General features: G+C 60.1%; 8 protein-coding genes. 3 read left to right on the forward strand and 5 right to left on the reverse strand.

Features of this window, described 5'->3' with window-relative positions; translation table 11 throughout:
- The coding region (locus AC1RQB_RS27670) for a calcium-binding protein (RefSeq protein ID WP_493095447.1) at positions 1-531 on the forward strand (531 nt) is incomplete at its 5' end.
- A gap of 113 nt (positions 532-644) precedes the next feature.
- Here AC1RQB_RS27670 and AC1RQB_RS27675 read toward each other — a convergent pair.
- The 5 genes from AC1RQB_RS27675 to AC1RQB_RS27695 all read right to left on the reverse strand — a co-directional run bounded on the left by AC1RQB_RS27675 (position 645) and on the right by AC1RQB_RS27695 (position 9,906).
- Complete coding sequence (locus AC1RQB_RS27675) at positions 645-3,383, reverse strand: winged helix-turn-helix domain-containing protein (protein ID WP_063342560.1); 2,739 nt, start codon at positions 3,381-3,383, stop codon at positions 645-647.
- Between the two features lie 315 nt (positions 3,384-3,698).
- A complete protein-coding gene (locus AC1RQB_RS27680; protein WP_008072127.1) occupies positions 3,699-5,063 on the reverse strand; it encodes a DUF1329 domain-containing protein in 1,365 nt (454 codons plus the stop codon).
- Between the two features lie 28 nt (positions 5,064-5,091).
- The gene (locus tag AC1RQB_RS27685) at positions 5,092-6,981 is read right to left on the reverse strand and encodes a DUF1302 domain-containing protein (RefSeq protein ID WP_063342559.1); all 1,890 of its coding nucleotides are present in this window, start codon (positions 6,979-6,981) and stop codon (positions 5,092-5,094) included.
- Positions 6,982-7,315: 334 nt separating this feature from the next.
- Positions 7,316-8,998, reverse strand: coding sequence for a fatty acid--CoA ligase (locus AC1RQB_RS27690; RefSeq protein WP_008072129.1), 1,683 nt, complete (start codon positions 8,996-8,998; stop codon positions 7,316-7,318).
- A gap of 278 nt (positions 8,999-9,276) precedes the next feature.
- Entirely contained in the window at positions 9,277-9,906 is a 630-nt protein-coding gene (locus AC1RQB_RS27695; protein WP_063342558.1) for a LysE family translocator, read from the reverse strand.
- Positions 9,907-10,177: 271 nt separating this feature from the next.
- Between AC1RQB_RS27695 and AC1RQB_RS27700 the strand changes: the two genes are divergently transcribed.
- Complete coding sequence (locus AC1RQB_RS27700) at positions 10,178-11,143, forward strand: 2-hydroxyacid dehydrogenase (protein ID WP_063342556.1); 966 nt, start codon at positions 10,178-10,180, stop codon at positions 11,141-11,143.
- Between the two features lie 33 nt (positions 11,144-11,176).
- A complete protein-coding gene (locus AC1RQB_RS27705; protein WP_008072132.1) occupies positions 11,177-12,175 on the forward strand; it encodes a methyltransferase in 999 nt (332 codons plus the stop codon).
- The last annotated feature ends 117 nt before the right edge of the window (positions 12,176-12,292 follow it).

The following is a 12,292-nucleotide window of genomic DNA, read 5'->3' on the forward strand; positions in this document are numbered from 1 at the left end:
GCCAGCACCCTGGCCAGTGAAATCGACACCGTGCGCGCCTCGGTGAACTGGACCCTGGGCGCCAACCTGGAAAACCTTGTCCTCACAGGTAACGCCAACCTCAATAGCACCGGTAATGCCCTAAACAACGTGTTAACCGGAAATGACGGCAATAACCTGATCAATGGTGGCGTCGGCAACGACACCCTGATCGGCGGATTGGGCATCGACACGCTCACAGGTGGCACAGGTGGCGACGTATTTGTGTTCAATGCCTGGAATGAGACGGGGACCGGAAGCTCGCGCGACATCATCACCGACTTCAACAGCCTGCAAGGCGACAAGATCGACCTGACGAAATTCGACGCCAATCTGTTGCAGGGTGGCTTCAACGGCTTCAGCTTTATCGGTGCCAATGACTTCACAGGCGCAGGCCAGGTACGTTTCATCGACAATGTGCTCTCGGGCAACGTCAGCGGCAACGCCGGAGCGGACTTCGAAATCCAGTTGGTGGGTGTCAATACTTTCAGTGCCAGCGATCTGGTGGCCTGACGGCTCTCATCGTAAACACAAATTCCGGCCTGTCAGTCAGGCCGGAATATACAAACAAAAACGCCCCGACTTGTTCGGGGCGTTTTTGTTTGCCGTGGAAGGTTCTTGAGCGATTAAACCAACACCCCCAACTCCTTCGCCCGCGCCACCGCCTGCGTGCGTCGCTCAACCCCCAACTTACTGTTGATATGACTGGCATGGGTTTTCACCGTGTGCAGCGAAATAAACAACTGATCGCTGATTTCCTGGTTCGAACACCCTTGGGCGATCAGTCGCAGAACGGCCAGTTCACGCGTACTGAGCTGTTCGGCAGCTGGCGATGATTCCACCACCGGCCGAGAGGCCATGGCTGGAAGTTTTTCCGAGAGACTTTGCGAAACGGCCGTCGGTGCACAGAGTTGAAGTTGCCCGCGCAGCCAGTCCGAGTGCTCGGCCAGCAATGGATCAAACGGTTGCAGGACGCCTCCGGCAGCCGCTTCCAAAGCCTGGGCCAGCGCCTTGCGCGCCTCGGATTCGCGCCCGCCCGCCAGCAACAGCATGATTTTCTGACTGAGCGCCATCACGCTGAGCATCTGCCGGCCGCTGTGCTGACCGTGTTCATGCAACGCATTCAATCGCCCTTCGGCGAGCATGGGCTGGCCCTTCATCATGTCCAGCACCGCCTGTTGCAGTTCAATGTGCAGCGGCAGTTGCGGATGGAACTCCGGGGGGGCCGCCGGATGCTCGCCGTTGTAAGTCTGACCCAATCGCGTGAGCCAGGCTTCGGCGAGGTCGGTGCGGCCCTGGGCCAGCCAGAGTTCGCATTTGACCAGAGTGATCATCGCCAGGTAGTAAATCGGCGGGACATCCCAGATGTGCATCAGACGCTCGGCCTCGGCGAGTTCGGCGAAGGCTTTTGCGAATTCGCCGTTGTGGCCATCCAGCCGTGCGATCACGCAATGGCCGATCAGCACGCTGATGTCGCGACAGGCCCGGGCTTCGCCCAACCCTGCTTGCAAACGTGCCCGCGCAGCCTGGGGTTGCAAGCGCAGAGCCAGCAAGAATCCTTCGTATAACGTCAGCCGCGCGCGCACTGCGTACAGCCGTTGCGGGGATAAGCCTTGCAGGCGTTGCAGCCCCTGGCGGACTTCATCCAGTGAGCGAAGAATCTCCCCACGCGCCTGCAGCACACGAGCGCGGTCGTAATGGGCCAGCGCCTCGAACAACGGATTACCGACTCGTTGTGCCAGTTCAAGGGACTCACGATTCAACTCCCGGGCACGCCAGAGGTCGCTGTCGGCAATGGCCAGGTTGGACAATGTAGAGAGGCACATCAGGCGTTGCCCATAGCGTTTGGCCGGCAGGCTCTCCAGCGCTTCGGTGCAATAGCGCAACGTCAGCTCGCGATTACCTCGGCCCCGGGCGATGATGCCGCTCAGGGCCAGCCATTGCGCCAGCATGGATTTTTGCGCTGTAGCCGACGGCGCCGGCAAGAAACGGCTCAAATGGCTGGCCAGCTCCTCGGCGGCGTCCAACTGGCAGGCCAGCCCCAACGCCCAGCTGTAGAGCACGATCAGCCGTGGTGTGCTGATCAGCAAGCTGTCGGGCAGGTCCATTTTCCAGCGCAGCAGCATGCCGACGTTCTGCTCGGCCAGCAGCTGTTCTTCGGAGAGGTTTTGCACCAGATTCGCCGCAACATCCAGATGCCCGGCACGCAACGCCTGCTCCACCGCCTCATCGAGTAACCCTTGAGAGTTGAACCAGCGGCAGGCACGCAGATGCAGGCTGGCCGTCGGCACTATCGCCTGGGCGGTGGGCCGGCTGCGCAGCAGGTCGGAAAACAGGTGGTGATAGCGATACCAGTGACCGTGTTCGTCCAGCGGCACCAGAAACACCTGATGCGCCAGCAGGAAACGCAGGATCTCGGCACTGTCATGGGCTTCGCGCACGGCGTCGCACAACTCGCTGCAAAAGCGCTCTTGGGGCGCGGTCTCGTACAGGAATGACTGCACCTCGGCGGGCAGGCAATCGATCACTTCTTCGAGCAGGTAATCGCGAATCAGCCCTTCTCCACCGTACAGCGATTGGGGCAACGCGCCCTCGCTGCCCGCCTCAGAGGCCGCCAGCAACCAGAAGCGCAGCCCGGCCACCCAGCCTTCACTGCGCTGGATCAAACTCTCCAGCGCCTCGCCACGCAATGAAATGCTGTGCCGATCAAGCAGGCTCAGGGTTTCATCGTGGGTCAGTCGAAGATCCTGCTCATGCAGCTCGAGCAGTTGCCGCGAGAGTCGCAGGCGTGCCAGATGCCAGTCGGGACGTTGCCGACTGGTGACCATGACCAGCAGGCCATCGGGTAAATGATTGAGAAAAAATTGCAGGCAACGATCAAGCACCGGGCCCTGGGCCAGATGATAGTCATCGAGTACCAGTAACAGCGGCGTAGCGGGTGAAAGGTGCACAGCCAGTTCATCGAGCAAACCGTCCAGCCATTCTTCGAAGGCGAACGGCTGATGGCGTTGGCGCATTTTCAGCAGCCCCAGCGCCTGGCGGCCCAGTTGCGGAAAATATTCCTGAAGACCTTCGAGCAGGCGCTCAAGAAAACGACCGGGATCGCTGTCCCGAAGACTCAACCCCAACCACAGGCTTTGCCAGTGACCCGGCAACCCTTGGCAAAACTCCACCGCTAATGAACTCTTGCCGAACCCCGCTGGCGCGCTGACCAGCAATAGCCTGCCACCGAGGCCGGCGCTCAGACGCTCGCACAAACGCGGCCGCAGCACATGGCCATCGGGCAGCGGAGGCCGGAAAAAGCGCCCGTCCAATGTGGCGACGGCAACGCTTGCAGGGCCCGGAAATGGAGACAGATCAGTCATGGCCGGCTCTTGTTTGAAAGGCTGATGGCGGCGTTACAGATGTCCGCAGCCTAGCGGTAAACGAAGAGCTATTGAAGGTTATTGCTACAAATGGCTACAAAAAGACTACGAACAAAGATGTCCAGCTCATAACACCTGAGTGTCAGCAAGAAGATCGCAGCCTTCGGCAGCTCCTACACCGACCGAATTCACCCGCGACATTGCGACACGTATAGCCTGTAGGAGCTGCCGCAGGCTGCGATCTCTTGAAGGCAAAAAAAACGCCCCGAACCAGTCGGGGCGCTTTTCGAGGATGCGGCCTCGGTCTACAACGTATTAGCGAACGCCTTCCTGACGCAATGCTGCCGGCGTGAAGTCTGCGGTGCTGGCAGTGAAGCCGAAGTTATATGCCGACTTCTCTTCGTTCTTCATGCCCAGGGCCAGGTAGCGGCCCGATTGCAGGTCGTACAAGGTTTCGAGGGCGTACCACGGCACTTGCTTGTCGTAGTAGTTCTCGGAGTGAGCCTCGGCGACACGCCACAGTTGTCCGCGACCGTCGTAGTGGTCGACCACCGCTGCCTGCCAGGTGTCTTCGTCGATGTAGAAGTCACGTTTGGCGTAGATGTGACGCTGACCTTCCTTCAGGGTCGCGACCACATGCCAGACCCGACGCAGTTCATAGCGAGTCAGGTCCTGATTGATGTGACCGGCCTTGATGATGTCGGCGTACTTCAGTTGTGGCGAATCGAGCTTGTAGCTGTCGGAGGCGATGTACATCTCTTTCTTGCCTTCGAGCTTCCAGTCATAGCGATCCGGCGCACCGTTGTACATGTCCAGGTTGTCGGAGGTACGCAGGCCATCGGCAGCGGTACCCGGCCCGTCATAGGACACTTGCGGCGCACGACGCACACGGCGTTGCCCGGCGTTGTAGACCCACGCCGAACGCGGTTCTTTAACCTGGTCGAGGGTTTCGTGTACCAGCAGCACACCACCGGCCAGACGCGCCGGCGCGGTCACTTTCTGCTTGAAGTAGAACAGGATGTTGCCCGGATTTTTCGGGTCGTAATCCTTCATTTTGTCGCGGAACACGAACTGGTCCTCGAAGTACACCAGGCTGAACGAGCCGTTCGGCTGCGGTGTGGCCTGGGTTATCAGACGGGTCACACTGCCGCCGCGATAACGGGTGATGTGGTTCCAGATGACTTCAACGCCACTTTTCGGAATCGGGAACGGGATCGCGGTTTCGAAGTTTTCCAGACCGTTGCCACCGGACACCAGGTTAGTGTTGGTGGCGTTCTTCTTGATCGAGGCGAACACTTCGTCTGGCACGGTGGCACCGCGATGGGACGGGTAGACCGGCATCTTGAAGGTTTCCGGGTAACGCTTGAACATCGCGTACTGGCCCGGCGCAAGCTTGTCCTTGTACTGGTCGACGTTCTGCGCGGTGATGGTGAACTGCGGTTTTTCACTCGCGAACGGATCAGACAGAAAACCCTTGCTGTCCACGCTACCGGCGTTTTTCGGCATGGGTTTCCAGGCCGGGATCGAACCGTCGGCGTTACCCGCCATCTCGGCGCCCATCGGGGTCAGGCTCTTGCCCAGCTTGTCCGCTTCGGCCGCAGGAACCGCCGCCATGACACCGGTTGCCAGCAGCGACAGCCCCAGAACGCCAACGTGGAACAGACTCTTTGTTATTTTCATAAATGTGTTCGTCCTGAAAATACAGTGCTTAGAAGTTCACGCCGAAGCTGAGCGCAACGAAGTCGCGATCATCCACGGTGGTGTACTTGCCGTCGAAGAAGTTGGTGTACGCCAGGCTCGCGGTGTAGGTGTTCTGGTATTCGGCATCGACACCCAGGCTCACCGCTTTACGACCTTCCTCGAAGTTGCCGCCAGGGCCAGGCGAGTAACCGCTCACGTCGTGGGACCAGGCCACGTTCGGCTTGAGGTTCACACCGGCGAATACGTCGTTGTATTCCCAGATCGCGCGACCGCGATAACCCCACGACATCGCCGTGGTGAAGCCCTCGTCTTCGCAATTACGGCTGCGGTTGTTGGTTGCAGTACCCGCGCCGGCACCGTTGATGGTGCTGGTGTTGAGGATCGCCGAACAGGTGTTGAGGCCGCCGGTAGCCGGCAGTTCACCAGGACCGTAGACCGGGTCACGGCCGTAACGGATTTCGGAGCTGCTTTCCAGGCCGCCAACATGGGTCACGCCCACTTCGCCCACCAGGGTCAGACGGCTGGCGCCCATGACCTGATCGAAGAAGTGCGTCAGAGTAGTCTGGAACTGGGTGATTTCTTTGCGGCGATAGCCGTGCAAATCCTGACCCGGTACACCGGGGAGCAGCGAAGCGTTGGCCAAGGCACCGCCCAGTGGGCGTACGCCGGCAAACAGGATGTCGGTGGAGTTGAGCTGCACTGGCGCGTTCGGACGGTAGCTGATCTCACCGCTCCACGCCGTACCGGTAGGCAGCGTGGTGGAGAAGCTCAAGCCGTAGAGACGGATGTCTTCCGGGTACTCGACGAAGTACTCGGAATTACCGGCGACCACCAGCGGCCCCAGCGCGCGGAACGCCGCCGGCAAAGCTGCCACGCCGTTGTAGATCGATTGCGGAGCACCTGTGGCGCTGAAGATCGGCGCCCGGCTGTGGTAGTTCATGAAGTACGCGCCGAACTCGGTGTCGAGCGGTTCGAACATGTACTTCAAGGACGCGCCCCACTGGCCGCTGTCCCGCGCATCGCGGTCAGGACCACGACGCACCAGTACACCTTCCTCGTTGACGTCGACGCCCGCGTTGGCCAATGGGCCCAATGCGATGGCCGGAATGGTCGAGCGCTTGTTCAGCACGCGCAGGTTATTGTCGCAACCGTCGGCAATAATGTCCGGCTGGGAGAAGAAGGTGCCGCAGTTATCGACAACCGTCTGGTCCCATTCGAGCTGATAGAACGCTTCGGCCGACAGGTTGTCGGTCAGGCTCTGGGATACATAGAACATGTTGACCGGGATCAGGCCTTCCTTGACCTCGGCGCCGGGACGACGGAACGCGGACACGTCAATCGGGTTGATCGAGTTGATGCCGCCGCCGATGAAAGTACTTTCCCCCCAGCTCACGACCTGCTTGCCCAGACGCACGGAACCCGGCTGATCGGCGATGGCGTAGTTGTGGTAGACGAAGGCGTCGAGGATCTGGCCGCCGGAGGACTTGGCGCCCTCCTTGCGGTTGCTGTCGCTGATGTCTTTGAACTCGCGGCTTTCATCCTTGAGCTCGAAGTCGTACCAGTATTTGCCCCGGACGAAGACACCGGTATCGCCGTATTTCAATTCAAGGTCATGGATGCCCTTGAAGATCTTCGAGAAGGTTTCGCCGCTCTTGAAGTTGTTGTGACCGTCATCAGACGTCTGGGACAGGCCGTGGCCCCCGTTATTGACGCCGATAAGGTTCTTGTTCGGGCTCTGAGTAGACCAACTGGCCCCGATCGACAGGGATGAGTCGAATTGACCTTCGATCTCACCGACGTTGAAACTGACGCCGAATGCAGGCCCGGCGAGCGAAGAGGCAAGACTGACCGCCAGGGGCAGTTTCGCCCGGCGCCAGAACTGGTTTACTGATGTCATCGACGCTACTCCATGTGCATTATTGTTATGGCTGAGTACTTTTAAAAACGTTGTGGGTGACCGGAAGCCAAGTGGTTCCGACGTCACGCCAAAGTTGCATCGCCCCGTTTTGTGCGCGCTCCGTTCTTAAAAATTCCTTGAGCGGACTATAGCCAGCAGGTAGTAGTGCTTGATCCCTCTAAAGTGTGATTTGCAGCTGCCGGCCACTCTGGAACAGTCCTTTCGCCAGTCCGACACATGTCGGCACGGCAAGGATGGCTGAAAATTCGGATTTCACAAGCCAAGCGCTTGCTTGGTGGGTCTGGCGCGCCGTTTTCGGCGCGCCAGATGACGCTTAAAGCGTCGAGAGGAAGGTACTGTTGTTAGCCTGCCATTCGGTGATGTCGACGCGGATGCGCTTCTTGTCGAGTTTGCCGACACTGGTCTTGGGAATTTCAGTAACAATGGCGATCTGGCTCGGGATGGCCCACTTGCTCAGGTGCCCCTGCTCAACGAACGGCTTGAGGTGCTCCTTGAGTTCCTTGGCCCCGATCTCATGCCCTTCCCTGACGACCAACAGCGCAAACGGCCGCTCGCCCCACTGCGGATCGGCGATGCCCACCACTGCTACTTCGCGTACCGCAGGGTGGCGGCTGATCAGGTCTTCCAGGTCCAGGGAGGAGATCCACTCGCCGCCGGTCTTGATCACGTCCTTGATCCGGTCGCGAATGTCGATCACGCCCATGCTGTCCAGGGTCGCCACGTCGCCGGTGTGCAACCAGCCCCCGGCCCAGAGCTCTGCGCCTTTGTGCGGTTCGTTGAAATAGCCCTCGGTGAGCCACGGTGCTCGCAGCACCAGTTCGCCCTGGGTCTCACCATCGGCAGGCAGGAAGTTGCCGTCGGTGTCGACGATCGCCGCCTCGACCAATGGGCCCGGCACACCGGCCTTGATCCGGTAGGTGGTGCGTTCGTCTTCGGTGCCGGCCATCAGCTCATCGTTGAGGTGCGCGCACGATACCAATGGCCCGGTTTCCGACATGCCGTAAGCGGCGGTCAACTGAATGCCCTTGGCTTTGGCTGCTTCATACAGTGCTCGGTTGAGCGCACTGCCGCCGATGACGATTTTCCAGCCGCCGAAATCGGTGTTTTGCGCCGCTTTGGCATTGAGGACCATTTGCAGAATGGTCGGCACGCAGTGGGAAAAGGTCACCTTCTCCTTGCGCCACAACTCCACCAGATACTCGGGATCGTAACGGCCGGGGTAGACCTGCTTGAGCCCGAGCATGGTCGCTACATACGGCAAACCCCAGGCGTGCACATGGAACATCGGGGTGATCGGCATGTACACATCGTTGGTACCCAGCAGGCGCACGCTGTCGATGGAACCCATGATGGTCGACACGCCCATGGTGTGCAGCACCAGTTGCCGGTGGGTGAAATACACGCCTTTGGGGTTACCCGTGGTGCCGGTGGTGTAGAACGTGGTGGCAACCGAGTTTTCGTCGAAGTCTTCAAAGTCGTATTGCGGGCTTGCGGTGGCCAGCAATTGCTCGTACTCGCCAATCAGGTTCGGCAGGTCGGCGGTTTTTTCCGGCAGGTCGGTCAACAGCAGGGTTTTCTCCACGGTGGTCAGGTGCCCGGCAATTGCCTTGTACAGCCCGACGAACTCGCTGTTGACCAGCACGAAGCGGTCCTCGGCGTGGTTCATGGTGTAGAGAATCTGTTCCGGCGACAGGCGCACGTTGATGGTGTGGATCACCGCGCCGATCATCGGGATGGCAAACATGCATTCCAGATAGCGATGGCTGTCCCAATCCATCACTGCCACGGTATCCCCGGCCTTCACGCCTGCGGCCGTCAGCACATTGGCCAGCCGCGCGACCCGTTCGATCAGGGTCGGATAGCTGTAGCGCAATTGATCGCGGTAGATGATCTCGCGGGTTTTTTCGTAACGGGCACCGGACATCAGCAGCCGTTTAATCAACAGCGGATACTGGTAAGCGCCCTCGGCTGGGGGGATAACGCGAGTCTGCAACATAAGAGTCCCTTTTCTGACTGCACGGTCTTGGTTTCTAAAGCTAAGCACTCTAGAGCCCTTGAACGCCAGCCAAATCAGCCAAAGGGATGATTTGCACAGCTGTACAAATGCTAGCTTTGCGCCAGCATTTGCAGGGATTCGTTTGTATATCGGATGCGCAGCTGAATCAGGCTGCGATCTTTTGGCCCTGAGCGATTTCGATACCGCTGAAGATCAAAAGATCGCAGCCTGCGGCAGCTCCTACGAGGGACCGCGCAGTTCGGCAGAGTAGTGTTTGATCAATGCATCTCGGTGAACGCGAGCTTCACGCCAATGGCAATCAACACTGCGCCCATGGTCCGGTCGAACCAGTGGCCCATGCGGGCGAAACCGGCGCGCACACGCTGTTGACTGAACAGCATCGCCACCAGGCAGAACCAGACTGCCGTCGCCGCTGCCAGATAAATCCCGTAACCGGCCTGTACCGCCAATGGTGTGTGCGGGTTGATCACCACGGTGAACAGCGACAGGAAAAACAGCGTGGCTTTGGGGTTCAAGCCATTGGTCACGAAGCCCGAGGTGAAAGCGCCCCGCGCGGTGCGTTCGCCAGCCTCCTGATGCAGGTCATCAGCCACCCGTTTGGCCGGTTGCGCGCGCAAGGCCTTGAAGCCGATGTACAGCAGATACGCGGCGGCGACCCATTTCAAGGCGTTGAACAGCACGATCGACTGAGACACGATCAGCCCGATACCCAACAGCGAATAACCAACGTGCAGGAAAATCGCCGAGCCGACGCCCAGCGCCGTCCAGGTTCCGGCACGGCGCCCGTGGGTCACGCTCTCACGCACCACCACGGCGAAGTCCGGGCCGGGGCTGGCGACGGCCAGCAGGTGAATCAGGGCAACGGTCAAGAACTCTGTCCAGTACATGGGGGCTCCTTTGGGCAGGGCGATCAATTGAAATTTCCAGGATGGACGTCATCTGTGAAACCTGTGGCCACCGCCAACCGTAATGCAATCTGTAGGAGCGAGGCTTGCCCGCGAAGAACGAAAACGCGGTGCATCAGATACACCGCAGTGCTTGCTTCGCGGGCAAGACTCGCTCCTACAGCGAACGCAGCCTTCGGCAGCATGACCAATTGTTTCATCTGGTAGGCTCGGCAGATTACGCCTTCAGTTCAATGCACAAAAGGTACAGTTGATGACGAACTCTCGCCGCGCCGTTTTCCTCGACCATCCGTCCCTGGACCTCGGCGATCTCAATCTCAACCCACTTCGCGAGTGCTTCAGCGACTTGCAGCTGTTCGCGCAAACAATGCCTGATCAGGTGATCGAACGCCTCAAAGGCGCCAGCGTCGCGATCAGCAACAAGATTGTGATCGACGCAGCGGCCATGGCGGCCAGCCCGGAATTGAAGCTGATCCTGATCACCGCCACCGGCACCAACAACGTCGACCTCGCCGCCGCCCGCGCCCACGGGATCACCGTTTGCAACTGCCAGGGTTACGGCACGCCGTCGGTGGCTCAGCACACGATCATGTTGTTACTGAATCTGGCGACGCGCCTGGCCGATTATCAGAAGGCGGTCGCCGAAGGTCGCTGGCAACAGGCGAAACAGTTCTGCCTGCTGGACTATCCAATCGTCGAACTCGAAGGCAAAACCCTCGGCCTGCTTGGCCACGGTGAACTGGGCAGTGCCGTGGCGCGGTTGGCCGAGGCGTTCGGCATGCGCGTGATGCTGGGGCAGATTCCGGGGCGTCCTGCCCGACCGGATCGTTTGCCGCTGGATGAGCTGCTGCCGCAAATCGACGCCCTGACCCTGCACTGCCCACTCAACGAACACACTCGCCACTTTATCGGCGCCCGCGAACTGGCCTCGATGAAACCCGGGGCCTTCGTGGTCAACACCGCGCGCGGTGGCTTGATTGACGAGCAAGCATTGGCCGATGCCCTGCGCAACGGTCATCTGGGCGGCGCGGCCACCGACGTATTGAGCGTCGAACCACCCACGGCGGGCAATCCGCTGCTGGCCCAGGATATTCCACGGCTGATCGTCACCCCGCACAACGCCTGGGGCAGTCGCGAGGCGCGGCAGCGAATCGTTGGCCAGTTGACCGAAAACGCCCGCGGCTACTTCAGCGGTCAAGCGCTGCGGGTCGTCAGTTGATAAACTGCGGCACTTTTTTTCCAGGAGCAGAGTATGGATCCGCGCAGTGAAGTACTGCTTCGTCAGGCCGAGTTATTCCAGGGTTCGGTGTTGCTGGCCGGTTTGCCCGCCGATGATTTGCTGGGCCGCTTGCCCGATGCCCATGGTTGGTGCTGGCACGCCGGCGATCAAACAGCGCTGGACGCCCGTTTCGCCGAGCGCAGCCATTTCGGCGTGAATGCACCGGAGCGCGAGTTCGACAGTGCCGTGGTGTTTCTGCCCAAGTCCAAAGACCTGACCGACTACATCCTCAACGCCCTCGCCTCTCGTTTGGCTGGCCGTGAGTTGTACCTGGTGGGCGAAAAACGTAGTGGTATCGAAGGCGCGGCCAAGCAGTTGAACCCCTTCGGCAAACCCCGCAAGCTCGACAGCGCACGGCATTGCCAGCTCTGGCAGGTCACCGTGGCCAATGCACCAGAAGCCAAGTCACTGGAAAGCCTGGCACAGACCTACGAACTGCCACTGGCCGAAGGCCCATTGAAAGTCATCAGCCTGCCGGGCGTGTTCAGCCACGGTCGACTGGATCGCGGCAGCGCCCTGTTGCTGGAACATCTGGACAAACTGCCCAGCGGCCACTTGCTGGACTTCGGTTGCGGCGCGGGTGTGTTGGGGGCGGCGGTCAAGCGGCGTTATCCGCACAACCAGGTCACCCTGCTCGATGTGGATGCGTTTGCTGCTGCCAGCAGTCGCCTGACCCTGGCCGCCAACGGCCTGGACGCGGAGGTGATGACCGGTGACGGCATCGATGCCGCGCCCATGGGTTTGAGCGCGATTCTGAGCAACCCACCGTTCCATGTCGGCGTACACACCGATTACTTCGCCACCGAGAACTTGCTGCGAAAAGCGGCTAAACATCTGAAAAACGGCGGCGAACTTCGGCTGGTAGCGAACAGCTTCCTGAAGTATCAACCGCTGATCGAAGAGCACTTGGGCGTGTGTGCAATCAAGGCTGAAGGACAGGGTTTCCGAATCTACCGGGCCAAGCGCGGCTGAAAACACTTTCGAAAAACAGCGCTTGCCCCAGAGCGACGAAGATCCTTGTGGGAGCGGGGGGGGGGGGGGGGGGGGGGGGGGGGGGGGGGGGGGGGGGGGGGGGGGGGGGGGGGGGGG

Source organism: Pseudomonas sp. GW822-FHT02E03 (assembly GCF_058802325.1).

Bases quoted from the DNA above. Each gene is read 5' to 3' on its own strand.
- AC1RQB_RS27675 (WP_063342560.1), bottom strand. From the start codon at position 3,383: ATGACTGATCTGTCTCCATTTCCGGGCCCTGCAAGCGTTGCCGTCGCC.
- AC1RQB_RS27680 (WP_008072127.1), bottom strand. From the start codon at position 5,063: ATGAAAATAACAAAGAGTCTGTTCCACGTTGGCGTTCTGGGGCTGTCG.
- AC1RQB_RS27685 (WP_063342559.1), bottom strand. From the start codon at position 6,981: ATGACATCAGTAAACCAGTTCTGGCGCCGGGCGAAACTGCCCCTGGCG.
- AC1RQB_RS27690 (WP_008072129.1), bottom strand. From the start codon at position 8,998: ATGTTGCAGACTCGCGTTATCCCCCCAGCCGAGGGCGCTTACCAGTAT.
- AC1RQB_RS27695 (WP_063342558.1), bottom strand. From the start codon at position 9,906: ATGTACTGGACAGAGTTCTTGACCGTTGCCCTGATTCACCTGCTGGCC.
- AC1RQB_RS27700 (WP_063342556.1), top strand. From the start codon at position 10,178: ATGACGAACTCTCGCCGCGCCGTTTTCCTCGACCATCCGTCCCTGGAC.
- AC1RQB_RS27705 (WP_008072132.1), top strand. From the start codon at position 11,177: ATGGATCCGCGCAGTGAAGTACTGCTTCGTCAGGCCGAGTTATTCCAG.